At 59.5% G+C, this 24,795-nt stretch carries 19 protein-coding genes and 5 pseudogenes; 8 read left to right on the top strand and 16 right to left on the bottom strand.

Features of this window, described 5'->3' with window-relative positions; translation table 11 throughout:
* Complete coding sequence (locus AC1RZR_RS33730; RefSeq protein WP_224713146.1) at nt 1–477, top strand: Mov34/MPN/PAD-1 family protein; 477 nt, start codon at nt 1–3, stop codon at nt 475–477.
* Nucleotides 478–480: 3 nt separating this feature from the next.
* Complete coding sequence (locus tag AC1RZR_RS33735; protein WP_481829480.1) at nt 481–2,040, top strand: E2 ligase fold family C protein; 1,560 nt, start codon at nt 481–483, stop codon at nt 2,038–2,040.
* Between the two features lie 49 nt (nt 2,041–2,089).
* Here the strand turns inward: AC1RZR_RS33735 and AC1RZR_RS33740 are convergent.
* Nucleotides 2,090–3,587, bottom strand: a pseudogene (locus AC1RZR_RS33740) (DUF3363 domain-containing protein).
* A 401-nt stretch (nt 3,588–3,988) separates the two neighbouring features.
* On the opposite strand from AC1RZR_RS33740, the pseudogene AC1RZR_RS33745 reads away from it, so the two are divergent.
* Together AC1RZR_RS33745 and AC1RZR_RS33750 are read left to right on the top strand one after the other, a co-directional pair.
* Nucleotides 3,989–4,128, top strand: a pseudogene (locus AC1RZR_RS33745) (RNA polymerase factor sigma-54); the annotation flags it as partial.
* 56 nt (nt 4,129–4,184) lie between these two features.
* Nucleotides 4,185–5,411, top strand: a complete 1,227-nt coding sequence (locus AC1RZR_RS33750) for an MFS transporter (protein ID WP_481829620.1) — start codon at nt 4,185–4,187, stop codon at nt 5,409–5,411.
* A 617-nt stretch (nt 5,412–6,028) separates the two neighbouring features.
* Here AC1RZR_RS33750 and AC1RZR_RS33755 read toward each other — a convergent pair.
* Together AC1RZR_RS33755 and AC1RZR_RS33760 are read right to left on the bottom strand one after the other, a co-directional pair.
* Nucleotides 6,029–6,144: pseudogene (locus AC1RZR_RS33755) on the bottom strand (nitrogen fixation protein NifQ); the annotation flags it as partial.
* Between the two features lie 111 nt (nt 6,145–6,255).
* Nucleotides 6,256–7,161, bottom strand: a complete 906-nt coding sequence (locus AC1RZR_RS33760) for a LysR family transcriptional regulator (protein WP_010913836.1) — start codon at nt 7,159–7,161, stop codon at nt 6,256–6,258.
* Between the two features lie 43 nt (nt 7,162–7,204).
* Between AC1RZR_RS33760 and AC1RZR_RS33765 the strand changes: the two genes are divergently transcribed.
* A complete protein-coding gene (locus AC1RZR_RS33765) occupies nt 7,205–7,360 on the top strand; it encodes a GNAT family protein (RefSeq protein WP_272481108.1) in 156 nt (51 codons plus the stop codon).
* A 35-nt stretch (nt 7,361–7,395) separates the two neighbouring features.
* On the opposite strand, the gene nolL is transcribed toward AC1RZR_RS33765, so the two are convergent.
* Nucleotides 7,396–8,517: a nodulation factor fucose acetyltransferase NolL gene (nolL, locus tag AC1RZR_RS33770; RefSeq protein ID WP_481829481.1), complete on the bottom strand. Its 1,122-nt coding sequence runs from the start codon at nt 8,515–8,517 to the stop codon at nt 7,396–7,398.
* A pseudogene (locus AC1RZR_RS33775) lies at nt 8,510–9,157 on the bottom strand (GNAT family protein). The gene nolL and the pseudogene AC1RZR_RS33775 overlap by 8 nt, the downstream one beginning before the upstream one ends.
* Nucleotides 9,158–9,233: 76 nt before the next feature.
* Between AC1RZR_RS33775 and AC1RZR_RS33780 the strand changes: the two are divergent.
* A complete protein-coding gene (locus tag AC1RZR_RS33780) occupies nt 9,234–10,178 on the top strand; it encodes a LysR family transcriptional regulator (protein ID WP_481829482.1) in 945 nt (314 codons plus the stop codon).
* 14 nt (nt 10,179–10,192) lie between these two features.
* Here the strand turns inward: AC1RZR_RS33780 and AC1RZR_RS33785 are convergent, their stop codons facing one another.
* The 3 genes from AC1RZR_RS33785 to AC1RZR_RS33795 form a co-directional block, all read right to left on the bottom strand.
* Entirely contained in the window at nt 10,193–11,038 is an 846-nt protein-coding gene (locus tag AC1RZR_RS33785; RefSeq protein WP_481829621.1) for a TIM barrel protein, read from the bottom strand.
* A 262-nt stretch (nt 11,039–11,300) separates the two neighbouring features.
* Nucleotides 11,301–11,951: a LysE family translocator gene (locus tag AC1RZR_RS33790; protein WP_136617895.1), complete on the bottom strand. Its 651-nt coding sequence runs from the start codon at nt 11,949–11,951 to the stop codon at nt 11,301–11,303.
* A gap of 27 nt (nt 11,952–11,978) precedes the next feature.
* Entirely contained in the window at nt 11,979–12,602 is a 624-nt protein-coding gene (locus AC1RZR_RS33795; RefSeq protein ID WP_481829483.1) for an FMN-binding negative transcriptional regulator, read from the bottom strand.
* Between AC1RZR_RS33795 and AC1RZR_RS33800 the strand changes: the two genes are divergently transcribed.
* Nucleotides 12,595–12,813 carry a hypothetical protein gene (locus AC1RZR_RS33800; RefSeq protein WP_481829484.1) on the top strand — a complete coding sequence of 73 codons (219 nt, stop codon included), beginning with the start codon at nt 12,595–12,597 and terminating at the stop codon, nt 12,811–12,813. The two genes, AC1RZR_RS33795 and AC1RZR_RS33800, sit on opposite strands and share 8 nt — an antisense overlap.
* Nucleotides 12,814–13,093: 280 nt before the next feature.
* Here AC1RZR_RS33800 and nodB read toward each other — a convergent pair whose 3' ends face one another.
* Nucleotides 13,094–13,753 (bottom strand): chitooligosaccharide deacetylase NodB, encoded by a 660-nt coding sequence (gene nodB, locus AC1RZR_RS33805; protein WP_136617894.1) that lies wholly within the window; start codon nt 13,751–13,753, stop codon nt 13,094–13,096.
* Nucleotides 13,754–14,135: 382 nt separating this feature from the next.
* Here nodB and AC1RZR_RS33810 point away from each other — a divergent pair.
* Nucleotides 14,136–14,240, top strand: a pseudogene (locus AC1RZR_RS33810) (LysR family transcriptional regulator); the annotation flags it as partial.
* 22 nt (nt 14,241–14,262) lie between these two features.
* Here AC1RZR_RS33810 and pdxR read toward each other — a convergent pair.
* The 7 genes from pdxR to nodS form a co-directional block, all read right to left on the bottom strand.
* A complete protein-coding gene (gene pdxR, locus AC1RZR_RS33815; protein ID WP_481829622.1) occupies nt 14,263–15,732 on the bottom strand; it encodes a MocR-like pyridoxine biosynthesis transcription factor PdxR in 1,470 nt (489 codons plus the stop codon).
* A 1,053-nt stretch (nt 15,733–16,785) separates the two neighbouring features.
* On the bottom strand, nt 16,786–18,807 hold the full coding sequence (locus AC1RZR_RS33820) for a carbamoyltransferase family protein (RefSeq protein ID WP_481829485.1): 2,022 nt from the start codon (nt 18,805–18,807) through the stop codon (nt 16,786–16,788).
* Nucleotides 18,808–19,110: 303 nt separating this feature from the next.
* A complete protein-coding gene (locus tag AC1RZR_RS33825) occupies nt 19,111–19,899 on the bottom strand; it encodes an ABC transporter permease (RefSeq protein ID WP_010913823.1) in 789 nt (262 codons plus the stop codon).
* A 3-nt stretch (nt 19,900–19,902) separates the two neighbouring features.
* On the bottom strand, nt 19,903–20,925 hold the full coding sequence (nodI, locus tag AC1RZR_RS33830) for a nodulation factor ABC transporter ATP-binding protein NodI (protein WP_481829623.1): 1,023 nt from the start codon (nt 20,923–20,925) through the stop codon (nt 19,903–19,905).
* A gap of 49 nt (nt 20,926–20,974) precedes the next feature.
* Entirely contained in the window at nt 20,975–22,249 is a 1,275-nt protein-coding gene (gene nodC / locus AC1RZR_RS33835) for a chitooligosaccharide synthase NodC (RefSeq protein ID WP_481829486.1), read from the bottom strand.
* Nucleotides 22,250–22,304: 55 nt separating this feature from the next.
* Complete coding sequence (locus AC1RZR_RS33840; RefSeq protein WP_481829487.1) at nt 22,305–22,901, bottom strand: NodA family N-acyltransferase; 597 nt, start codon at nt 22,899–22,901, stop codon at nt 22,305–22,307.
* A gap of 1,221 nt (nt 22,902–24,122) precedes the next feature.
* Nucleotides 24,123–24,692: a nodulation methyltransferase NodS gene (gene nodS / locus AC1RZR_RS33845; protein WP_069091159.1), complete on the bottom strand. Its 570-nt coding sequence runs from the start codon at nt 24,690–24,692 to the stop codon at nt 24,123–24,125.
* Between the last annotated feature and the right edge of the window lie 103 nt (nt 24,693–24,795).

Genomic DNA, 24,795 nt, shown 5'->3' on the forward strand with positions numbered 1-24,795 from the left:
ATGGATGTAACGACCGTGACGCTCCCGCGCCACTGCATCTCGACTGTGCATGCGCATCTGCGCTCGGTTGGTCGCGAAGGCAATGAGGGGATGGCGCTCTGGGTCGGCGTTCAGCAAGACCAGCATTTTGCCGTAACAGAGACCGTTATCCCGGCGCAGCGTCACATTCGGACGGGCGATGGTGTTTGCGTGATGGTTCCGGCCGAGGAACTGCACCGGCTTAATGTCTGGCTCTACAATAGCGGCCTGAAACTCTTGGCCCAGATCCATAGCCATCCGGGCCGAGCCTACCATTCGACGACCGACGATGCTTATGCGGTTGCTACCACGGTTGGGTGTCTGTCGCTGGTAGTGCCGAATTTCGCCCGCGAGCCTTTCGATTTTGCTCGAGTCGCCGCCTATCGGCTCGACGGAAAAGCCAACTGGAATGCGCTCCCTTCCGCGGCACTGTCGCGAATGATCACAATAACGAGTTGAACAATGGCACTCGCTAACTTCATCGACCGCGCCGCCACGGCGGCATCTCAGGTCCTAGCCGATTTTCATCTGGAGGACTTTAAAGCAGCTCTTGAAAAGCAGGTCGTGGCCGTCGCCTTTGACGATCAAGCCGCTTCCTGCGCCGAAGGCCAGGCGACACTAGATCTAGCGGTGAGGTTGCTCGCCAGGCTCTATCCAGTTCTGGCGATACTCCCGCTGGGCAGCGCGGCAAGCTCTCAAGCCCAAGCGCTGGAGCGCTTGGCAAAGTCGATAAATCCAAAAGTTGGCATCCGGCGTTCCGGCAAGTCTGCCACCATCTGCGTAGTTGCAGGGGTGACGCGCCCACCACTCCGGTGCCCGACCTTTTTCATGGGATCGGACGGTTGGGCGGCAAAGCTGTCGCGTACGGACCCGGTGGGCTCAGGCTCGAGTTTGCTGCCCTATGGAGCTGGCGCCGCCAGTTGCTTCGGCGCCGCCAACGTCTTTCGAACCATCTTCGCCGCCCAGCTGACCGGCGCCGAGTTGGACGAAACCATCGACCTCTCGTTATACAGCTACGAAAAGACCAAAACCGGCGAGGCAGACCCGATCGACATACCTGTCGACCTTGGCGAAACGCACCTCGTTGGGCTCGGTGCGATAGGCCATGGCTCGCTTTGGGCGCTAGCGAGACAACCCGGTCTCACGGGTCGTCTGCATGTAATCGATCACGAAGCAATCGAACTCTCAAACCTGCAGCGCTACGCCTTGGCCGGCCAGGCGGAGATTGGCATGTCCAAGGCGGTTCTTGCAGCCACCGCCCTTAGATCGACGGCCCTTGGGGTCGAGGCGCACCCGCTGACGTGGGCAGAATATGTTGCGCGCCACGGCGACTGGGTCTTCGACCGAGTGGGTGTGGCGCTTGACACCGCCGCCGACCGTCTGGCGGTCCAAGGTGCTCTGCCCCGATGGATCGCGAATGCCTGGACCCAGGAGCACGACCTCGGCATCTCGCGGCACGGGTTCGATGACGGCCAAGCTTGCCTTTGTTGCATGTACCTGCCGTCCGGGAAATCCAAGGACGAGCACCAGCTGATTGCCGAGGAACTCGGAATACCGGAAGCACACGAGCAGGTGAAAACGCTCCTGCAGACCAATGCCGGAGTTCCCAACGACTTTGTAATTCGGGTGGCTACAGCGATGGCTGTGCCGTTTGAACCGCTAGCCCCGTTTGTTGGCCAGCCCCTGCGTTCCTTTTATCAGCAGGCTATCTGCGGCGGTCTGGTGTTCCAGCTCAGTGATGGAAGTCGCCGCGTTCGAACCGTGGTTCCGATGGCCTTCCAGTCAGCGCTTGCCGGGATTATGCTTGCCGCCGAGCTCGTCAAACATAGCGCGGGTTTTCCCGTGGGCCCGACGACGAGCACTCGGGTGAATCTTCTGCGCCCACTTGGCTCCCACTTGCACGATCCGAAGGCCAAGGATTCCAGCGGCCGCTGCATCTGTAGGGATGACGATTTCATTGCCGCTTACAGGCGCAAATACGGCAAGAGCGTCGTACAGCTAAGCGATGTCTCCGCCGCCTAAGCAGACGCGCGAATGTCTCCGTTGCCGCCGGGCGGCGATGTGCGCGCCACTACGAAACGCTATGTCCGCTCCTCTGCCGTCCGAGGGTCCATGAGATAGCCTCCCCACGCGCCACACCGGAAACCTCCTTTCCGATGTACCGATCAAGCACCGGCCTCCACGGCACGAGCGTGAACTCGCGCGACTTCTCGATCACGGCATATTTGCCGCTGGCAAGCTCGACCGATCGGCGCAGCGTGCCTTCTATTCGTTCTCCAGGCTGCGCTTCGGCATACGAGAGACCGAGCTGATCCGACAGCTGGCCGGCGACACGGTTCAGATCGCGCTGGCGCAGGATCGAAATCATGTTGGCACGATAGACGACCCGGTCCTGTTCTTCGTGCGCGAGGCCTTGCGCGATCAGCCTGCCGCCGACGGGCATGCGCCTCCCGCACCTCATGCCCGAAGCCTGAGTTGCGCAACGGCTCCGGTCTCTCGGCAACCAGGTTCCGGTCGAGCCAGGTGGCGCCTTCGAAGCTGACTTGGCGTTCCAGCGGCATTGATGAGAGCTTCTCGACTATCACAGGCTCGACCCTGGCCCGCAGGCGCTCGTATTCCGCGACACGATCAAGATGATCCGGCGCGATGATCCAGATGCCATTCGGCTCGCGCTCCACGCCGCCGGTGGAGCGCCGGATCGCCTCCAGCCGGCGGATATGCGTCTCGGCAAAGCTTTCGGTGGCGAACGCATCATGCTTGAGGTGCATATCGACGCTGTAACGGCCGCCGTGTGCGGTAGCGATGTCGGCGATTGTACGGTCGACTTGCCTGGGCTTGGTATCCCTCGACGTGACACGCACGATGCAGCCGTCGGGCGTCGGTTCCGTCAACTCGCCTTTGCCGATGTCTATCCAATGGCTTTTGCCGTCAACGCCGTCGACGATGAGGTAATGCCGATCGTTGATTTCGTCGGCGAGCCCGCGCGCGACGAGGCGGCCGACGACCGGTGGGGAGGGCTCTTCACGTCGATCGTGGACAAGGTAATCGGCGGCACTGCGAGCGAGCCCCTTGCCAGTCAGCTCGCGGTGCATGGTCTTGATGATGTCGCCGCGTTCGCCGGTGCGGCGCAGCGTGGCTTCCAGCTCATCATCCAGGCGCCAGCGGACCGGGTCGACCTCCTCGGCCAAGCCCAGCCGCCATGCGCCATGGTTAGCGTTGTTCGTAGCGGCGCGGCGGGCACAGCTGAGCCCGCATCCGAAGTCGACGAGGAAAGGGTATTGCTCCACCGATTTCCGAAGAAGGCCACGGGTCGCAATTGCCCCTGCGGGCCGTGGCGATCTTTTGGTCGCGCTTGCGACATTCTTGTCCGCCTTCGGGACACAACAATGTTTTCGGATAGGCGCGCACGAGGGAGCAGCCCAGCCGGACTCGATCCTCTCCGCGTGGAGACCGGCGCGCCGTGATGAAGAGCTCAAGGGTGTCAAAGACCTTCCTCGACAGGGGGAACAGCAACAGCGCGATGGTAGAGGCGCGACGGCCGCGTCTTCGCAAGTTGCCAGCCTGCGCACGCAATTACACGCTAGAGACAAAGCCTTACGCGGTCGATGCAGTGCCCGCCGGCGTGCGGCAATGCATCGGCTAGGCCCGTCGGGGAACGGTTTTCGTCTTCCCTAGCCGGTGCGGTAGTTCTGACTACTCCGACAGTACAGCACCTTTGCTCGGTCCGGATGACCAAGCGATTGTGCGGCGCGCGCGGTCTCGGTCAAGGCACCGCGCCCTGCTCAAGCCGACAGGGCTTCGGCAAAAGATAGTCCGATTCGGTGCCCCCAAGTGAAATGGCATAGCGCTTGCTGTTATCCGTTAGAGCCCACCAAAGCACGTAGAAAGCTATGAACAGAACCATGGCAAAAACGCGAAGTTCCATACAAGCGCCCCAGGAGACCAAGGCGACAATCGCCGACGAATCGCAATGCTTTCCGACGACGACATCGTCGTCCGGCCCAAGGAAAGGGCCATCGATTTGCGCGCCGCACCGTCACAAAATATCGCGAAGCGATGAACATCCCCTCGTCCGTGCAATGCCGCAGGGAATGGCGCTTCTGGCGTTAATGCGGGTCAACGCAGCCACCCGAGTTTGCAGCACATCCAAACTGGAGACCCTGTTGATGACCGAATCCGCTACGGGCTTCATGGACGGAGTTCTGCATGACCCAGAACAGCCAGATCAACGGTCTGGTCCCGCATGGGGTGCAGTCATTTCGCTTGCCTTAGGCACCTTCGGGCTTGTGACGGCAGAGTTTCTGCCTGCCAGCGTGCTGACGCCGCTCGCGCATGATCTCTCTATCACCGAGGGTGCAGTTGGACAGGCGCTGACAACGACCGCCATTGTGGGGGCGATCTCGGCGCCGACGATGGCCGTCATCACAAGGCCCCTGGACCGCAGGATCGTCATATGGGCGATGACGCTGCTGCTGATCCTGTCGAACGTTCTATCGGCCGTCGCGGGGTCGCTGCCGGTTCTCCTAGCCGCCCGCGTCGTGCTCGGCATAGCACTCGGAGGGTTCTGGTCGATTTCGGCAGCGCTGGCGATGCGGCTCGTTCCAAGTCACCTCCTGCGGCGCGCCATGTCGATCATCCTCACCGGCGTTACCTGCGCTACCGTTTGCGCGGCTCCAATCGGCGCCTATGTCGGCGATATCTGGGGATGGCGAACCGCCTTCATGATCGCTGCGGTCGTCGGCGCCGTTACGCTGGTAGTGCAACTCATAACCATTCCGAGGCTGCCTCCGATTGGAGTGGCCAGCTTCCGCAGCCTGCTGGATGTGGCCAAGAATCCGATGATCAAAGTCGCTATGTTGGTCGTCCTGCTGGTCGCTTCCGGGCACTTCGCCGGCTTCACCTATATCCGCGCCTTCCTTGAGAAGTTTCCCGCGCTTGATATCGAGACGGTCTCGCTCGTGTTGCTCGTCTTTGGCATCGGCGGCTTCTTCGGCAATTTGGCCGGCGGATTCCTGGCCGAGCACAGCCTCAAGGCAGCCGCGGCGCTGCCGCCCCTGCTCATAGCGATGGCCACTGTCTCGTTGCTGACGCTGGGAGCATCGGCTTGGGCCACGGCGATTGCGGTTACCGTATGGGGCTTTGCCTTCGGCGCGGTGCCGGTGGGACTGCAGACATGGATGGTGCTGCACGCTGCTCCCGAGCAGGCCGAAAGCGCCGGTGGGCTGATGGCCGCAACGTTCCAGGTGGCCATCGCAGCGGGCGCGATTTTCGGCGGACTACTGATGGACAATGCCGGCGTCGCCAGTGCCCTTGCCTACAGCGCCGTTGCCTCGTTCCTCGGCGCCCTTACAGTGTTCTTCCTCGGCCCGAAGCGCGAACCTCAGACCACCTGACAGACAGGCCATCAGTGCAGCGCGGGAAAGATGCAATCATCAGCCGCGCGGTGCGATCCTACGCACGATTTTTGGCGGTTGCAGGCCTCGTCTCCGGGTGATCGGACGCTGTTGTCCGGTCGATTTCGACCGGCGGGGGCGTTTCGAATGATGGTGCCGACGAGAGAAGCTAAGAGTGCCGGACCGAACCGGACCGCCTCGCCGTCGACCGCTCTGGCATGGCGACAATGTCGCTGCAGTGTGGTTATAACCACCTGAATTTTGAAAGATCCTCCAACAGGCGAGAACACGCTACGTGGCCACAAAGGCCGCCGCTAACCGTTAGAACGTGCGGTCTATGCGGCTTTGTCTTGCGGCGAGCATCGGGCGGATCGCGCGCCTGATCTCTTACATGAGGCTCGGGGCCGAACATGCCCCGCAGCTTCCGATTCGGCCCGAAATAGAGGATCGTTCGGCGATGTCGTAGTTGTATTTACCAACTGTGATCCAGCCGCGAATGAACGTGGACAGACCCGCGAGGCGGATTTCCAGCGGCGGAATCTCAAGCGCCGCCTGCCCGGCGGCTTACCGGAAGTCGGCAGGATGACGAGACGAGTTATCTCACGCTCAGGATCCCCGCAATTCGGTGCGGCGCATGGCGAAAACCTTCAGCCTCGCATAGCTTGCGGTAAAAGTACTTCTTCCACTTCATGTTTTTGGTGTTGCCGGCTGCCAGCGTGGGGAAACACGTGGCACGCCGTCATGCAAAATCATCGAATGTGCGTCAGACCCAATTTTGCACGCCGGTTCGCACCCGTATGAGGCGCTGAGTAAATCTAGACTGAGACCAGGAGTGCCCGCGACGTCACATGCGGGATGCCTCCTGCAACATTATCTGCCGCATCCAGATGCTTGCCGGATCACTGTTGTGGAGGGTGGGCCATTGGACGGCCTCGGTGAACGTGGGTAGTGGCCGCGGAAGTTCGATGATCCGCAAGGGGAAGGTTTTTTTGAAATGCTGAACCAGCCGGAAGGGCATGGTCGCTATACGAGCTGTGCCTGAGACCATCGGCGGGATCATGCTAAAGGCCTGTACGACGATCTCAACACGTCTCTTGAGACCATGCTCAAGCAAAAACTGTTCCTCGATGGATGGCATCTGGGCACCGCCGACCCTGAACGCAATGTGTTTCATCGACACGTATCTCTCGAATGTAAGCTGCCGTGGCAACTGCTTGTTCGTGGGGCAGCCCACGCACACGAATGTCTCGTCGAACAGCGCCGCTCTTGGATGGGCGCTCGACATGAAAAATTCCGGAAGAATCACAAAATCGACGTCACCGCGCCGGAGAAGCTCATCGGGGTCGTTGTCGAGCGGCCGCAATTCGAAGCTGACGGCGGGTGCTTCGCGTGCAACCCGCTCCACGACCTTTTCAAAAAACACGAGTGTGGCGAAATCGGAAAGAATGATCCTGAAGCGGCGATCGGATTGAGCCGGATTAAACGGATCCCAAGAAATAATCGAGCATTGGATGTGCAAGAGTGCGCCACGAACTGCGGGGGCGAGTGTTTCCGCACGCGGGGTTAGAACGCGTTCGCGGCCGCTCATCGTAAACAGTTCATCGTTGAAATAGTTGCGCAGCCGGGCGACGGCCGCGCTCATGGCCGGCTGACTAAGGTTGATGCTGCTTGCCGCGGCCGTGAGGTTGCGCGCGGTTAGCAGTGCGTCGAGCACGACGAGAAGGTTCAGATCAAGGCCTTTGAAACGCATGCCTCATCTGTCCGTAACGTGGTTGTTTGTCATCGTGACCATTATGGGCGCTCGTTTACGGTCCCACTCAGAGGTGTTGTGTCCCGACCTGCCGCCCGCGCGCGTGGAGGACGTGCTCGTCGTAGTTATGGGGATAGCGCGGCCGATGAGCGAATGGCCGACCGGTACAACAGTCGATCGGATAGGTCCGGAGCTATGAAACATGTCGATTACAGATGCGAATTTTTCACGTGGCTAATTGATTACAGATTGAGATTTGAGCAGACTTGGGCGTGGCGGCGCTCCGACAACGATCCGCGACACATATCCGAGGTTGCGCGCAATACTGCGAATTGCCATCGCTATGACGACAATCGCCACTCCAAGCACAGTTGCGAAGGCGATTCTGGTCGCGAGATTCCAGACTTCTCCAAACTGTATCAAATCCATGAGACGAAACACGGCACCCTGGACCAGGTAAAGCAGCAGCGTGCTCTGACCAAGCTGCACCGCGACAAAGCGAGCTACTCTAGTCGAATAGACAAGTCTCCAGCATTGGAACATAGACTGCATTGCTACCGCAGAAGCCGCCAAAGATCCAGAGAACATCAGAAAAACTTGTTTAGCTGACTGTTCATCATGAATTAAAACGAGATTGTTGTAGGCATAAGTCTCCTTGCCCCACCCGAGGAAGCATATGAAAGCCGCCATCGAAAATAAGACAACAAAAATCGATTTGTAACGCCAGATGACGCCATTCTGCCATCCGATCGGCTGGGCAAACAGGAACCCTAAACAATAAAATGGGTAAATGTATTTTAACAACGGGGTTATTGATAACGTGATGGGTGCGAATGCGACCGCAATTGCAGATGCGCTTATGATCCACATCGATAGACGGTTGGACGTTGTAAGAACTCTAATCAGAACGAACGAAATAAATGCGGCCCATATGAACCAGTAAGTTCCAATAACTTCCGTCGACAAATCTAACAGAGTATCAGTCAAACTCTTCGTGGGAAAAATAACTGCGGACTTTAACGTCCAAATCAACGTACACCAAAATAGCATTGGCAGTAGTAGCTGCATTGCCCGCTCACCGACACCCTGGGTGAACGATTTTCGCAAAATTGCCCCAGAAGAAAGGTATCCGCTTATCGCCATAAATAGAGGCATATGAAACATGTAGATCGACTTGAAATACGGCGACAGCCAGAAAGCGTCGGTGCCCTGGTAGATTAAATACTGTAACAAGTGCCCAATTATCACCAAAGTAATGAGTATGCCTTTGGCGAAATCAAAGCTTAGGTCTCGGTTGTTTGTCCCTGCTGGGCACGAGCCGTGTCCCTTCGCTCCGGCTCTTATGTGATCAAGCATCAGACTCCAGCCTATCTGTTGCAGTTGCTACTTGCCGTTTCTGGGCACGGCGAGCGCGGTGCAAAGGATCGAAAATCACGCGGATCGCGGCGTGGTATGGAGGGCCGATTGGCTGCAACCGAGCGGACAAAATCCCAGTGCCTGATCGCAAACCTCGAGCGCATTGGCGGTCGCGATCATGTGTGGCGATGCGAACGCCCGGCACTATGGTCGTCTGGCCGTCTCTGCAGAACCTCTCAAGATGGTTTCGCAGCGGGTGCCGAACCATGCCAAAAGCGAATGGAATGCCACGCTGCTGCAGCACCGGACGCATGACGCGGATAGAATGGCTCATTCCGAGTCTCTCAAGATCGGGGTGCATCCTGTACGATCCGAGTTTGCCTACCAAGAAATCAACCTCGCCAACCGTGAAGAAATGGCGCAGCAGGTCCTAGTGAGCTGCTACGCCGTGCACATCAGAGCCGATTGCGCGAACCTTCGGCCCTGCACCGGCCCAGCTACTACCGCCTGAAAGCCCCTGTCGCCCATGGGCCTTTTGGAAGAAGGCGGAGAGTTCGACATGACCGGCTACTTGCAAGTCATTTCCCAGCACACGCTGCAGAAGCAGTGGCGTGGTCGGGCGCATGCCAAGTGCGGTCATCTATGCAGCGCCCTGGAAGTTTGGTAAAATCGATTGTTTAGATCGCGAGCATCCACGCTATGGATAAGTGAAAGCCATGCGCTTCAAAGGCCTTGATCTGAATCTTCTCGTCGTGCTCGACGCACTGCTGACCGAGCGGACCCTCACGGCGGCGGCAAGCAGCATCAACCTTAGTCAGCCGGCCATGAGCGCGGCCGTCGCCCGGCTGCGCGACTATTTCAACGATGAACTGTTTACGACGAGCGGCCGCGAACGTGTTCTAACCCCGCGTGCGGAAACACTCGCCCCCGCAGTTCGCAGCGCACTCTTGCAAATCCAGTGCTCGATTATCTCTTGGGATCCGTTTAATCCGGCTCAATCCGATCGCCGTTTCAGGATCATTCTTTCCGATTTCGCCACACTCGTGTTTTTTGAAAAGGTCGTGGAGCGGGTTGCAAGCGAAGCACCCGCCGTCAGCTTCGAATTGTTGCCTATCGACGACGACCCCGATGAGCTTCTCCGGCGCGGTGACGTCGATTTTCTGATTTTTCCAGAATTGTTCATGTCAAGTGCCCATCCAAGAGCGGCGCTGTTCGACGACACGCTCGTGTGCGTGGGCTGCTCCACGAACAAGCAGCTACCACGGCAGCTTACATTCGAGAGATACATGTCGATGAGGCACGTTGCGGTCAAGTTCGGGCGGACGCTGAAGCCCTCCATCGAGGAACAGTTTTTTCTTGAGCATGGTCTCAAGAGACGTGTCGAGATCGTTGTGCAGGCCTTTAGCATGATCCCGCCGATGGTCTCAGGCACAGCTCGTATAGCGACCATGCCCTTCCGGCTGGTTCAGCATTTCAAAAAAACCTTCCCCCTGCGGATCATCGAACTTCCGCTGCCGCTTCCCGCATTCACCGAGGCCGTTCAATGGCCCGCCCTTCACAACAGTGATCCGGCAAGCATCTGGCTGCGAGAGATATTGCTACAGGAGGCGTCTCGAATGACTTCTCCGGGGGACGCCAAAAGGCGCCCTAAGCAGCCCTAATTTACTCCCGCGTCTCACGCCGGCACTCGCGTCAATAGCCCGTGTCGGAAGAGAGCGATGCTCGCGGCAAGTGCGCCTGCGAGGTCGTCCAGCGGGTGGGCTGCGTCGACAAACGGTGCAAATGAGAAGGGCCCCCCATAGCCGCCATCAAGCAGCGCCCGGATCTGGCTGCCATTGTCGGAACCGACTAGGACGCGATCCGGGTAAATCCAGTGGATCGGATCGTTCACGCTTGAAATGTGGACGAGACCGGTCAGCTCGGAGGAGAAGAACGCCTCCCCGGCAAGCGTGTGGTGGAACGTGTCGTGCACGAGGCGGAAGACGGATTGGCCATCAATGGCGGCAATGGCCTTAGCCGCTTCGTTCTTCGATCGAAGCGAGCAGGTCCGGAAGCCCAGCGGCTCGATGAGACCGATCAGACCGCGCGACTGGAGGATCGGCTTGAGCGCCTTCAAGGCGACGCGGAGATCGCCCCGGCGCTCGACATTGGCGGGCCAGGAGCCGCCGTTGACCGGCACCAGCATGAGCGCCGTGGCTCCGCAGGCCGCTGCATAATCGGCGAGCTTGCTCGCCTCGGCCCTCCGGGCGGGCGTCCACTCATTGAAGCGCTGGAGGGCATTGACGGAAATAATCCCAACGCCTGTGTCGGCGGCCGCAGACCGGACGTCCGCCGCCGGCTCGCCGCGTGCCATAGCATTGCTGCCCGGTTGGCCGCGGATCTGGACATCGGTTAGGCCCTGGTCGCGGGCAAAAGCGAAAAGTGCCCTGACGTCAAGTCCGGGCGTCGCCATATAATCGAGTGCAAAGCGGGGCGATGCTTGGCGCATGGCTTGGCTTTCCTTCCATGAAACGGGCGTCATTCTCGGCTGACTGGCTTCTACCGTGCGTTGATTAGCGAGGGCCGATATGATGGGCATGAGCGAGGCGAGGCAGTCGTACTCACGTTTCTCTCACGCTATGTTTTTCTCTCATTTATGAGCCGACGTTCACCCAAACGGCGGTGCCGCGCCTCCTGAGACATGGCTTGAATAGGTGCAATGACCGAACTGACTCGCAGCCATCCAACTGCTTCCGCAAGGTACCCGCCAACCCTGAAAGATGCCCAATCGATCAGATTCAAAGTCAAGCAGCAGGGTGTTTCGCCAGAGCGAGGCCGACGCCCAGCGCGATCATCGCGCCACCTGACGCCTCCCTCAGGCGGCGGATCAACCCGGGACGCGCTGCCGCGCCGTCTTGAATGCCGCTGGCCACGACGGCAACCACGATGTCGGCGAGCGTGTTGAGCGCAATGGACACGGAGCCAAGCACCACGAATTGCAGAGCCACGAGCCCTGCGCTCGGATTCACGAACTGCGGAATGAAGGCGAGGAAAAAGACTGCCGTCTTCGGGTTGAGCGCCTCGACCAGTACCCCCTCACGAAACGCCCGCCGGGGTCCGACTGGACCCACTGCGGCGCCGTCATCGCCGCCAGTCGCTCCCTTGAGGCGGGCGGCTTGAAAGGTGCGAAAGCCGAGCCAGACAAGGTAGACCGCGCCGAACAGCTTTAATGCGGAGAACAGTTCCGAGCTCTCGAGCACGATCGCGGAAATACCTAAGCTTGCGGCGAGGACGTGGATCATGCCCCCCAACCCCGTGCCGAAGCTGGAAGCGATACCTTCCCGACGACCACCGGCGAGAGTGCGCGCGGCAACGTAGAAGATGCCCGGACCGGGGGTGATGGCGAGCACGGAGGCCGCGGCGAGGTACAGGGCGAGAGGGGTCAGTTCTGGCATGATGGTCGATCCCGACGAAGTTCATGATTATTTTGGGATGAGAGCGGCGACGTCGCGGTCAGATGCCCGCTCGCTCGCCGCAAGGCCCGCCGCCACGCCAGCGCGGTCGGCCGCGTTCCGGTTCTGGCTCATTTTGCCCTTGCCCTCCAGCCTTGTGATTGGCATGCGCAGGCCGACGATCCCCCGGAGTTGCGCCTGTACAAAATCCGGCGGCGCGTCCGACACGGCCCAAGGCGAGGCGCGCTCGCCCTCGTGGTGGTCGGTCAGCCGATTCACGACGTCCAGCAGTCTTCCCGCATCCTCGAAGAACTCGACCGGGCCATAGGCGTGGACGGCGACGTAATTCCAGGTCGGGACGACCTTCCCGGTTTCCCGCTTGGTCGCATACCATGCCGGCGTCACGTAAGCGTCCGGCCCCATGAAGATGGCCAAGCCGTCGCCCAGCGGCGGAACACGGCACTGGGGATTGGCCTTCGCCAGGTGCCCGTAGATCACGCCGTGCTCGCCCTCGCTCTCGTCAAGGAAGAGGGGCAGTGGCGTTGCGAGCGGCCCTTCCACCGTGACGGTAACGAAGTTCGCCAGCAGCGCCGCGCGAATGGTCGCGCGCAGGCATTCCTTGTCGTCGTCGCGGAAAGCGGGAGGGATGTACATCGCGAAACTCCTTGCGTTATCAGGTCAGATACTGGCAAGCTGGCATATTGGAAACAGCCAGTCAGAAGCTTTTGAGGCGGTCCAGTTGGGGAAAGTTGGCATCACGCGCCGCATCGGAGCACCGGAATCCCCCGGTGCCGGTCACGGTATGCAAATTGCTTGGCAAACCTTTTGGACGCAGCCAGCGATCCCGCTTGGTCGCGCTATGTGAGCCTGCGGCAAGCCCAATGAAATCGATCCAACGCAAAGTGAACCACATTCAAACAATCGTCGAAAAGTGAACCTACCGGCGATGCTAGGCATGCCGAGAGCCTGCGCGGGTTTTCACTGTAGCAGGTGACAACACTACCCTTAGCCAACGGGTCGGAGCCGACCAGTTTGTCCGATGTCGACGAAGTGCTTGTTCGCAGGGCGCAAAACGGCCTGTAAGCCTTCATAAGCGAGACCACACAGGTACTGGCTGGGAAAGCAGGTCCGTGGGATCTCGCATTTCAGTGATGTTCTGGAAGCGAGCGAATTTCATATCCCCTGGCATCTAATGCAGGAATCAGATTGGACAGCGCCATAACGGTCTGGTTGCGCAGACTGGCTTGAGTGCTCCGTGTCGACTCGTCGGGAGGGCATCCGTCGTGCAAGAGCACGATTGCGCCGGGGCGTACCGAGGCGAGCACTGCATCGACGATCGCGTCGGTGCCGGGGCGCGACCAGTCTCTTGGGTCGATCGACCAATGAAGGGCCGCCAGCCCCGCGATCTCTGAGGCAGTGAACACTTCTTCGCTCCAGGCGCCGTATGGCGCGCGAATGTAGCGGATCGAGGCCTGCGGGCATGCCAGCATGATGGCCTGGTTCGCCTCAGATACCTCACGTTGCACTTCGCCCAAGCCGCATTTGGACAGGTCCGGATGAGACATCGTGTGGTTGCCTACCTCATGCCCTTCTGCGATCATTCGCTGGATGAGATCCGGGTGCTCTGCAGCGTAAGCACCAATGACGAAGAATGTCGCTGGCACCCGATTTTGCGCCAGCACATCGAGTATCTGTGGTGTGAAACATGGATTGGGACCGTCGTCAAACGTCAGATAAACGCTTCGACGCCCGGTGCCGTCAGCGCATTCACTCTGCACCTCCCATCTGTCATCGAGACGCCTCATAGCTGCGAACCCTTGCGGTCAATTGTTGTACCGGTCGGCCATTCGCAATCGGCATAACCCCGATCCTTGAGGTAGGGGCCTACGCTATCGGGGGGAGCTTGTCGCGAAGAGCCGACGCGATGCAGCTTGCGCCGATCACCGATGTACCTGGTCGAAAAGGGGATCGGCTCGCTTGATGTTCGGCGCAGACCAGGAGGGACACACCAGAAAATGCTCCTCGGAGCCAACGCATGCATCGACAATCTCCTTAGGGCTGCATCCTTGAATTCTTCCTATGGGACGTTCTGTACAATCGGCAAAATCGATTGTTTCGATGACAAGCATCCACGTTGCGGATAGATGAGACAAAGGCTTGGATCGCGCGCAACCTCACGGCGGCAGCAGCATCAACCTTAGTCAGCCGGCCATGAGCGCGGCCGTCGCCCGGCCGCGCGACTATTTCAACGATGAACTGTTTATGATGAGCGGCCGCGAATGCGTTCTAACCCGCGTGCGTAACCGTCAGCGTCTCAGAGTCGAGCGACGACGTCGCGCAGCATCTCGACGCCTTTTTCGATCTGCCGGATGCTCAGGGCGGAATAGCCCATGACAAGCCCGACGCGGTCGGCTTCGCCTGCTCCCGACTGCCGATAATAAAGCGGCGAAATCGGGTGCAGACCCAGACCCGCGTATTGGGCAGCTTCGACCAACGCCGTTTCACGCGATCGCGGCAGGTCGTTGAACCATATGACGACGTGCAGTCCAGCCTCTGCCCCCTGGACGGCGATCCGACCTTGAAAACTCCGCTTCAGGGCGGTCAGCAATGCCTCCCGGCGCTCGCCGTTGATGCGGCGCACGCGGCGCACATGGCTTTCATAGCCACCGCTCTCGATCAGAGAGGCCAATGACTCCTGCCCCGCCATCGGAGAATGCCGGTCGGCAAGCTGCTTGGCGGTTTCGAAAACCTGCAGGAATTCCGCCGGGACGACGAGATAACCGATCCGCAGCATCGGCGAGAGCGTCTTGGAGATGGTGCCGAGGTAGATGACGGCCCCATGATCCTCGAGGCTATGCAGCGGGGGAACGGGGCTGATATCGTAGCGATATTCGCTGTCGTAGTCGTCCTCGATGACATAGGCGCCCTGCTCCCGCGCCCATTCCAGAAGCTGATGCCGCCGCGGGATCGGCATGACGCCGCCGAGCGGAAACTGATGCGAGGGCGTCACATAGGCCAGCCGGGCCGCGACCCCCGCCAGTTGCTCCGTTTGCATGCCGTGATCGTCAACCTCGACGGGAACGGGCGTGGCACCTGTACTGGCAAAGACCTGGCGCGCCATCCTGTAGCAGGGGTCCTCGATGACGAAGCTGTCCCCGGGGTCGAGCAGCAGGCGCGCGCAGAGATCGAGGCCCTGCTGCGAACCATTGACGATGACGATCTGCTCGGGGTCGCAGCGCACAGTACGGGCGCGCCAGAGATAGCCCTGAAGCGCTTGGCGGAGCCGGCTCGAACCGCACGGATCGTCATAGGCGAGCCGTGCCGGCCGCTGCGCCATCGCCGCGTTCATCGCGCGCTTCCAAACCGATGCGGGGAAATCTGAGGGCGCCAGGACGCCATAGCGGAAATCAACCTTCAGCGTGTTCGGCAGGTAATCCGGCCAGCGCGGAGTACCACGCAGCCGTTCGCCATAGCTTGACAAGTGAACCGGGCCGAACCGTTTTGGGGGATTGGCGGTCAGCTCATGTCCCAGCACTGAGGATGCGACACGAGGGCGCGCGCCTTGACGGATGTCGATGAAACCTTCCGCGGCCAGCTGCTCGTAGGCGACGGTGACGGTCGTTCGCGAGACTCCAAGTTCCTCGGCGAGACCACGGGAGGACGGCAGCTGGCTGCCGGTGCCGTAAACGCCTCTGAGGATCTGCTCGCGAAGCGCTTCGTAGATCTGGCGCGCGCCCATGCCATGCGAGCGGGTTGAAGCACCGGGACCTGGAGACTGGACCATTTCTTTTCCTGCCAACTGGACATTCCATATCAACCAGTTTGCAGCCACTCCTTCCGAAAGCCAAGAGCACGTCTGAAGCCGATGCCCGAGACCGCAATCCAAGACCGGAAAGTGCCACATCTGCGAACGATGCCAAATTCGGCTTCGCTACCCGCGCAATCCATCACGGCTACGATCCGGCTGGTTTTCCCAATGCCGTTCAACCACGCGCCTTCCTGAACTCGACCGACGATTGAAAGTGTCGCGGCGAATGAGGCCGCAGCCTTGGCGGCGCAATCCTCGGCGACGCGGAACCCCTCCACACGCTGTACGAAACGGCCTTGCGCTACATCACCGGCGCGGCGCTCCCGACCATGTCGGCCTTCCTGGTTCTGCGCGGGCTGAAAAGGACTCTCACGCTTCGCATGGAATGGCACAGCACCACGGGCTTGCGATCGCGCAGGTGCGCGACGGGCATTCGGCCGTGGGCTGGGTGAGCTCCCCTTCCTCGACTCGCATCCCGATCAGGCGATGCCCGAAAGCAGATGTCGGGCATCGCCAACGCTAACCGCGCGGGTGGCCTTGACCAACAGATCTCGAGTCCTGAAGAAAGCTCCGGCGAAATCCGCAATGGCGTCATAATTGGAGGGCGAAGGGTCAAGCCGCGCTAAGACATGATCGTCGCCCCACCAACGCATTTGGCCAAAAAGCATCTCAACGACGAATATGCCGGCTTGGCGCGCCGTAAGGCGGCCGCCTTATCCCGCGAGCGGCGCAGCCCGCTCGCACGTCCCGTCCGCTATGCGGAACACCAGGCTGATGCCGGAGACCATAGGCAGTCACCGAACCGGCTCCGCCGTCGAGAAACGACAAATTGGTGCTGTTTTGGGCCACCGGCAAGCAAATCCATTACTGATCCTCGACTGCCGGTTAGATGGGTTGAACATGACTTGCTCGCGAGCAGATGCAATCGTCAGGATCCTTGCCTCAGCCGATGGATTGGGCACAGTCATATGAAGATGCTTGGACAGACCGGTGTTTCGGCAACTGCTATCTGTCGTCCAGCGATTGGCATCAGTTTTGATGGACGCGAGCAGCTTGCGAGGGACGCATGCGAACGCGGCGCTGCTCCCACAGTCGTCGCAGTTCTCCTGTGAGAGCCTCGCGCTGGGCCTGATCAAGCGTAATTGTATCGAGGAGATCCGCGAGCACGGCTTCGCCTTCGATCCGCGTCAGCAGATCGAACAAGTCATGTGAAATACGCACACCGTCACGGCTGGAGTGATCCGTTCGGATTTCGCAGACGGTCTCCTGGCGATCCAGCGCCGTGTGGGCGCGGACCTTATACAGGGATACATAAGGCGGCAATGAAACCGCGAGCGCAGTCCAATCCTCCAGCGTTGCGGCCCGTTTTTTGACGAGGAACGGCCCGACCACAAGTCCATCCAACTCTGTCGTCAGGAACGTGGCAATCGAGTCTGCAACTGAATCCACGATCGGCTCGGCATTGTTGTTAAAGGACGTGTTGAGCAGAATTGGGATGCCAGTGCGCTGCTTGAAGGCATTGATGACGTCCCAGTAGGCCGGACTGGCCTTGCGCGATACTGTTTGCAGCCGAGCCGTACCGTCGACGTGCGTGATGGCGCCGAGCAAACCACGCTTGGAGTCGCGCACACGAACCACGAAATTCATGAAGGGAAATTCGCACGCACTGCCTGGGAGGTCGAAAAATTCGCGCGCATCCTCCTCCAGCACTGATGGGGCGAACGGGCGATACCCTTCCCGCTTCTTGACCATAGCGTTGATCCGGTCCTTGTTTGTGGCGGGCCTGGGGTCGGCAAGAATGCTGCGATTTCCGAGAGCGCGCGGCCCGAACTCCGAACGACCTTGCACCCAGCCGATCACGGCGCCACCGGCCATCCACTCGGCTGCCCTATCCGCCACCGCCTCAGTGCGTTCAAACTCCAGGTGCCCCGCCCATGCCTTGAGTTCTTCTTCGACAGCATGATCGCTCGCGAGATCCGGCCCCCAATAAACCTCCTGCAATCGCGCACGCGGCGCGGGGCGGCCCAGCTCACCAGACACGATGAGTGCAGCGCCTAATGCGCAGCCAGCGTCATGCGATGCGGGCTGCACGAAGATGTCTTCGAAAAGTCCTGAATAGAGCAGCTTGCCGTTCATGGAGCAATTGTGCGCAACGCCGCCGGCCAGGCACAACCGCGTCAGCCCGGTGGCCTCACGATGATGCCGAAGAATGTGAAACACGATGCGTTCGAGTGCTTCCTGTAACGACGCACTCACATCTTTGTGCTGCTGCGTGAATGGCATTCCCTTTTGCCGGACCTGAATGGTGCGAAGCAAAGTCGGACCGATGCGGTCCAGGTGGACGCGATACTCGCCGTTTGCAGACAGTTCATAGAACTGCTCGAAAAGCTCGCGATAGGGAACGGGATCGCCGTAGGGGGCAAGCCCCATTACCTTATATTCATCGAACAAGCCGTAGCCGAGATACCGGATCACCTCGAGATAAAATAGCCCAAGGGAATTGTTCTCTGGGAAAGTCGCGAGTTGCGAAATTTCAGCACCAGATCCTACCGCCACAAGACCCGACTGGAAATCACCAGAGCCATCAATCGCGAAAATCAGACTTTGCTCGAAGCCCGACATTGCAAAAGCACTCACGGCGTGCGCCTGATGATGACTTACGAATGAGATACGCGAAGGGTCGAGCTCGCTACCGAACTCCTGCGCCAACAGCTGCTGCACCAAAAATTTGGCATCCAACGGAATGGAGGCGTCGGGCTCGGAAGCAAGCATGTTTTCGAGCATGGCGTTGCAATAGGCTTCGGTAGCGTAGTACGCCACATGATCGATTTCGCTGAGCTGAACCCCAGCGGCTGAAAGACAGTATTGAACCGAACTGATTGGGAGCTTGTTGGAGTGTTTGATCCGATTGAGGCGCTCCTCTTCTACGGCCGCGATGACGTGTCCGTCTCGGACGAGCACCGCAGCGCCATCGTGCATGAATGTATTCGCAATCTGGAATCGGTTTTCATAGACTTTGTCTAATCCGCCGCTCAATCCTAGACACAGCATCTCGCTCTCCGTTTATCGTACAGGAAGACTGAATTGGCTCGTCTCAAGGCCGTTTGATCAAAAACACAGGCTGCGTTGTCGTTCGCCGCCGCGAACGCCAGCCAGACATCACCAACCTCAAAGAAATTCTCTTACGCCTGGATCAACATGAGATCCTGTGATCGAGGTCCCGGGCGTTCCATAACGTTGAGAGATTGAGTGGATGCCACGAAGACCCTGGGTTGGATGCCGATTTGCGTTAGCGATGTCGTTTTTATTTGCAGCACGAAGTCCGTAGCGCATTGTTTATCTCACTCTCTTTCGTCAGCGCATTAGTCGGCGGCGCAACAGCGCCATCGAGAGGAAGAATGGCAACAGCGCGTACAGGCCGAGCACACCGACGTGCAGGGCGATGCCGCTGATCGGGCGATCAAGCATAACCGGACGAATGAGGTCGATCGCATGTGACAGCGGCATGCATCGCGCTATCTGCTGAAAGGCGCCAGGCAGCTGGTTCAATGGGAAAACGGCGCCCGACAGGAACAGCATAGGTGTGAGGACAAGCGTCTGGTAAAACACGAAGTAATCGTAGCTGGGCGAAAGTGCGGTGACGATCATCGCGAGGCTCGCAAATACGCACCCTGTCAGAGCAATGATTGGCAGCGCATAGAGGACGGACGGCCAGGCGGCATAGCCCAAGGTTGCGGTGACGATGGTAATAGCCGTACCGGCCATGAAGGCCTTGGTCGCTGCCCACGCCAGTTCACCCAGAACGATGTCGCCGAGGGTAACGTGCGTATACAGCATGGCTTCCCATGTGCGTTGAGAATGCATGCGAGCGAAAGCCGCGTACAATGTTTCCAGGGTAGAGGCGGTCATCGCACTTACCGCGACCATGCCGGCCGCCAAAAAGGCGATATACGACGCACCGTCGACGCGGCCGACCATTATGCCGAGGCCGGTGCCTAGGCCGAAAAGGTAGATCATAGGATCGGCGAGGTTACCGAGAAGCGACACGAGTGCGACTTTCTTCCATGCCAGATAGTTGCGTCGCCATACCGCAACCCAGTTCCACGCATTGGCCGGCAGCGCCGCCGCAAAACCTTCAATCATCGTTCACTCCTCCATCTCGCGCCCGGTCAGCCGCAAGAAAACATCCTCGAGATTGGCTGGACGCAGAAGAAGACGCAGACCTGCTCGCCCCTGCAGTTGCGTGCGCACCTGGTCAGGGTCTGGCGCATAGCAATAAAGGGTTTCGCCGCTGACCTCGATGCGCTGGGAATGTGGCTTGACCAGCGAAAGCAACTCGCGCGGATCGCCGCCATAAATCTCCATGACCTGGCATCCGATATGCTCGTCGATCAGCGCCTGCGGGCCGCCTTCGGCGATGTTGCGGCCCTTTTCGAGCACGCACAGCCGATCGCATAATCGCTCAGCCTCTTCCATGAAATGCGTCGTTAGGATAATCGTCTTGCCGCGTGCCAACAGGGCGCGCAGCCGCTCCCAGATCAGGTGGCGCGCGTGCGGATCGAGGCCGGTGGTCGGCTCGTCCATCACAATGAGCTGGGGGTCGTTGATCAACGCCCGCGCCATTGTCAGGCATCGCTTCATGCCGCCGGACAGTTCCGAGACGCGCGCATCCGCCTTGCGCTCGAGGCGAGCGAACTCGAGAAGCGACGGGATGACCGCTTCGCTCTGACGTGTGCTCATGCCGAAGTAGCGTCCGAACACCAGCAGGTTCTCGCGTACGGTGAATTCCTGGTCAAGATTGTCGAATTGCGGGACCACGCCAATGCCCCTGCGTGCCAGCCGAGCGCGCGCCGGCACCGGGACGCCGAGCACCGTGATCGTGCCCGCGTCAGGGCATGTCATGCCGAGGAGCATACGCGCGATCGTGCTTTTGCCCGCCCCGTTTGGTCCGAGGAGGCCGAAACACTCTCCCGACGCAACGGAGAACGACAGTTCGTCGACAACGATCTTGTTCCCATACGACTTGGTTACGCCGGCAAAATCGACTGCCACGGTCGACAGAGGGTCAGGCACGGAGCTTTTCGCGCTTGTCTGCCCGTGAGACTCCCGTTCGATCGCAGGAGTCTCGAATCGCCGCAAATCCTCTGGGCCCAACTTACGCTTCAACACTTGATGTTTCTGGTCCTGGCTCAAAACTCTTCCACCTGAGATCACGTGACTATTGCTGTTCGCTGTAAGCGGCGTCAGATCCCACCAGGTTCGGCTTTGAACTGGTGCCGCCAGTGTCTGTCACATTGGCCGCAGAGCTGCGCGACAACCAATCGCTGTTGCTCAATGTGCACAGCGCGTATGCTTTCAACGGGAGCAAGAGAAAGATGTTGATGAGTGTGTGGAGCGAGAATCCGAGAAATCGAAGTTGGCGCGCACGAAACGCTGCCACGCTGCAGCGAACTATAGTCATGGCTGCAATCATCAGGCATGCCGTCCAAGGCACAGTACCTGTCGTTACCAATTGCGCGAGCCCCGCCAGAATCGACAAAGAGAGCAATAATGGGCCAATATTCTGGCCAATCACGTCCAATGTGAGATAAATATTAAGGCCGCGCAGCAGTTGGAACGCCAGCAACGTGTCACGGAAAGTGCTCCGGGCCCAGCGAAGCTGTTGGCGCAGATAGGGACCCATGCTGTTGGGAACGACTGTTGCCGCGACGGCCTCCGGGACATACTCTGTTCGAAAGCCTGCTTTCAGCATCAGGATCGTAAGGTGGCGGTCCTCGCCGAAGTCGCTCGGCTTCCCTCGAAAGCGCTGCGTCTCGTACTGATCCAGCAGCGAAACAAGCGCGGATCGCCGGTACATGGCACACGGACCGCAGCAACACATGACGGCACCGAACCGAGCCTGCGCTGCCCGCTCTTCGTTGCAGGCGAGCCAGTATTCCATGTCGATCAACCGCGTCAGCCAAGTTTCACTGCGATTGCTAGCCGCCAACTGGCCCATGGCGGCGCCGACCGCTTGATCTTGCATCTTTAGCGCAAGCCTTGTGATGACGTCCGGCGCGAGTATCGTGTCCGAATCTACATTGAGCACCAAATCTCCGCACGAGCGGCGAATGGCGGCAATCTGCGCCTTGCGCTTTCCGACATTCTTTGGGAGCGCAACGAAGTTGAACCTCGGGTCGCCCGCGTATTCCTCGTGTACACCTACGAGGGCATCGCGGTTTGCAGAACCGTCATCAACAACATAGACCTGCAGTTTACCGGCGTATTCCTGACTTGCAATGGAAGCCAGGCAGTCCGAGAGGGTGCGAGGCGCCTCGTTGTAGCACGGGATAATGACATCGACGCTCGGCCAAGGCTCACCGCCGGGCGGGTCGCCCGAGGTCGGCGGTACGTTTGTAGGCAGGGTATAAAACACCTGCGCGGTTTTGTAGACGGTCGACAGCAGCGCATAAGAGCAGATGGCAACAGTACTGGCTGTGGCAAACAGGGTCATGAGATGTCAGATTTTTCTGTGAATTTGAGGAAGCGAGCGGATACCAGATCCGCGGTCATAGCTCTGGACCGTTCCGATCGATCAAAGTGCCGGCCGGCCACTCGCTCATCGAGCGTCCAATTGGGAGCACCATGAGGAGTACGTCGTCGTCGACTCGCGTCGTGGAAGGCAGATCGGGGTACACGTCCGGGAGGGTTGAACGCACGCGAACGCCCGTCAGAATGTTCGCCAAGCCTTTGCGGCAGAACCTCCCAACATGGTTCCGGAGCGCCTGCCGAACCGTGCCGAAAGCGAATGGAACGCCAAGCTGCTGCAGCACTGGATACATGACGCTAATCGAATGGGCGATTCCCAGCCCCTCAAGATCCGGACGCACCCCGTATAGACCGAGTTCAGCAACCAGCAGATCAACGTCGCCAACTTTGATGTATCGGCGCAGCACGCCCATGTGAGCCGCTACCCCGTGCACATCATAGCCGATTGCGCGGAGCTCCGGCCTTGCACCGGCCCAACTTCGACCGCCTTCGAATTGCTTTCCATTGAAGGCTCCGGTCGGCTCATAGGTCTTCCGGAAGAACTCAGAGAGTTCGAGGTGATCGGGAAGCTGCAACTCGTTTTCCCAGCATAACCTCCACTGCACGTCAGGGCGCATGCGAAGACTTCCTCTTTTTCGGGTTCTTTTGTGCACCTCACGCGGTAGAGCAATGGCGGTGCATGTCATGGGTCTATGAACGACCCTCCCGGATTGGTAAAATTGATTGTTTAGATCGCGAGCATCCACGCTATGGATGTTAAAACCATGCCTTTCAAAGGCCCTGATCTGAACCTTCTGGTGGTGCTCGATTGGCCCCGATAGCGGCGACGCACCGATGGCAGCTGGCGGTGACACAACCTGCCTCAAGAGCGGCCGCCAGCGGCGTGGCTGTGCCTCGTCGCGAAGCAGCGATCAAGTGGAGGATGGGGCCGATAGGCGTCAGCAAACGCGGCGACCGTTGACGCACGATCGCGCGGCTCTGGATCGCCGTCGGCAAACAGGTTCCGCGAAGCCTCTGGCTCGACAAGTTGCGGCACGGCGGCATGCCAATGGCGCGATGGTCGCGCTCGCCAACAGGAATCGTCTGGTCAATGCTCTCGAGTGTCGCCTGTCAACCGGACTGTCGGCGAAAGCACCTGGAGCGGAAGGAGGGTGGCGCTTTAAGGTTTTGGCCGACTGAAGTGCGCGAAGGGGCTGGCCCCAAACTCTTATCCCGCGCCCCATCAAAGATCGCCGCACACAGAAAAGGCAGCCTAAGGAGCGTCAGCACTTGCGCCGGCCGAAGGGCCGGGACGCGGGACTGACTGCAACGCCGAGATCGGTTAAAAGGGCAGCCGTAGGAGTGTCAGCATAGCGCCGCCGAAGGCGGGACACGGGACCGACGGCCCCCAACGAGGAGTGCCGCTTTCCCGGCTAGGGATCGTCAACCACCTGGGCCGAAACACCTTTGAGGTTCGGTGGCGGCAGCCGTAGAGCCCGTCCCGCATAAGGAGCCATGCAGAATAAGGACTTCGCTTCATTTGGGTATCTATGGGTCATTTATTGGGTAAAGCCGTTACGCAAAATGGCAGAGGTGGGGAACGGTCACCCCGCCGCTTCCGAACCTGATGTCTGGACCGGAAAGGCTTCGGCCGACGTCTGGGGCCGTTGAGGTGGAAGCGGGCGAAAACCCCTCGAGGCTCGCGGCGCAGAACATCGAGCCGCATGAAGAAGCCGGATGTAGTCAGCAGTTGTTACCATCAACCGGATCCAGCTACATGTTGCAATTGGGCGCACTATACGTCCGCATATTGGGTCAGCTTGACACCGCAGAAGCGCACAGTGTCTCCCAGTGTTTTATCAGGAAGCGGAAATCGGCTTTCGGAAGAGAGCCAGCAGGCAGTCTTCATTGATCGACGCGCCCCGGCACTCGATGCACTCGATCTCGGTCAACGATTCGTTCAGCATGGCGATGGTGGTCTCTGCACCAGCAGCGTGCCCCCAGCGTTGGCAATTGGCGTCACGTGCCGATCCGAAAACCAGCTGCCCGCCTGGCGCAAGCAGACCTACCAGGTTGCGGACTGCCGCGCGGATCTGAACGAGGTCTCCGACGTAGTAAAGAACCTCCGCAACGACGATCAGGTCGAACAGCTCATCACTCGAAAACTGTTGAACATCGGAAATTATCCAGCTGATGTGCGGCGTCTCCTTCATGCGTAAACGTGCTCGCGTAATCGCTGGCTCGACGACATCGATAACGGTGAGCCGCTGGCAAATGGGGGCTAGCCGCTCCGTAAAAGCGCCGGCAGCGCACCCGACTTCGAGCGCATTTGCGACTCGACCTTGCGCAAGTGACAACCGGAGAATTTGGGTGTGGCGCTCCCGCTCGAACGGGTTGCCATCGAGCCGCCATGGATCGTCTGCGGCCATTTCTCGATTCAGCAGTTCATGATCGATTTTGTGGGTCAAATTCGCACCTAGCTAAGGCAGCAATCACCGGCGCTGCAAATGCCGTGAGATGGGTAGGGTCGGG

The sequence above is a fragment of the Mesorhizobium bavaricum genome (genome assembly GCF_056781655.1).

Excerpts from the sequence above, each read along its gene's own strand:
- AC1RZR_RS33790 (WP_136617895.1), bottom strand. The coding sequence starts at position 11,951 with ATGCCAGAACTGACCCCTCTCGCCCTGTACCTCGCCGCGGCCTCCGTG.
- AC1RZR_RS33735 (WP_481829480.1), top strand. The coding sequence starts at position 481 with ATGGCACTCGCTAACTTCATCGACCGCGCCGCCACGGCGGCATCTCAG.
- AC1RZR_RS33730 (WP_224713146.1), top strand. The coding sequence starts at position 1 with ATGGATGTAACGACCGTGACGCTCCCGCGCCACTGCATCTCGACTGTG.
- nolL (WP_481829481.1), bottom strand. The coding sequence starts at position 8,517 with ATGCTTGATCACATAAGAGCCGGAGCGAAGGGACACGGCTCGTGCCCA.
- nodC (WP_481829486.1), bottom strand. The coding sequence starts at position 22,249 with ATGACCCTGTTTGCCACAGCCAGTACTGTTGCCATCTGCTCTTATGCG.
- AC1RZR_RS33760 (WP_010913836.1), bottom strand. The coding sequence starts at position 7,161 with ATGCGTTTCAAAGGCCTTGATCTGAACCTTCTCGTCGTGCTCGACGCA.
- pdxR (WP_481829622.1), bottom strand. The coding sequence starts at position 15,732 with ATGGTCCAGTCTCCAGGTCCCGGTGCTTCAACCCGCTCGCATGGCATG.
- AC1RZR_RS33750 (WP_481829620.1), top strand. The coding sequence starts at position 4,185 with ATGACCGAATCCGCTACGGGCTTCATGGACGGAGTTCTGCATGACCCA.
- AC1RZR_RS33820 (WP_481829485.1), bottom strand. The coding sequence starts at position 18,807 with ATGCTGTGTCTAGGATTGAGCGGCGGATTAGACAAAGTCTATGAAAAC.
- AC1RZR_RS33800 (WP_481829484.1), top strand. The coding sequence starts at position 12,595 with ATGTACATCGCGAAACTCCTTGCGTTATCAGGTCAGATACTGGCAAGC.
- nodB (WP_136617894.1), bottom strand. The coding sequence starts at position 13,753 with ATGAGGCGTCTCGATGACAGATGGGAGGTGCAGAGTGAATGCGCTGAC.
- AC1RZR_RS33765 (WP_272481108.1), top strand. The coding sequence starts at position 7,205 with ATGGGCGCTCGTTTACGGTCCCACTCAGAGGTGTTGTGTCCCGACCTG.
- nodS (WP_069091159.1), bottom strand. The coding sequence starts at position 24,692 with ATGGCCGCAGACGATCCATGGCGGCTCGATGGCAACCCGTTCGAGCGG.
- AC1RZR_RS33825 (WP_010913823.1), bottom strand. The coding sequence starts at position 19,899 with ATGATTGAAGGTTTTGCGGCGGCGCTGCCGGCCAATGCGTGGAACTGG.
- AC1RZR_RS33795 (WP_481829483.1), bottom strand. The coding sequence starts at position 12,602 with ATGTACATCCCTCCCGCTTTCCGCGACGACGACAAGGAATGCCTGCGC.
- AC1RZR_RS33785 (WP_481829621.1), bottom strand. The coding sequence starts at position 11,038 with ATGACGCCCGTTTCATGGAAGGAAAGCCAAGCCATGCGCCAAGCATCG.
- AC1RZR_RS33840 (WP_481829487.1), bottom strand. The coding sequence starts at position 22,901 with ATGCGCCCTGACGTGCAGTGGAGGTTATGCTGGGAAAACGAGTTGCAG.
- AC1RZR_RS33780 (WP_481829482.1), top strand. The coding sequence starts at position 9,234 with ATGCGCTTCAAAGGCCTTGATCTGAATCTTCTCGTCGTGCTCGACGCA.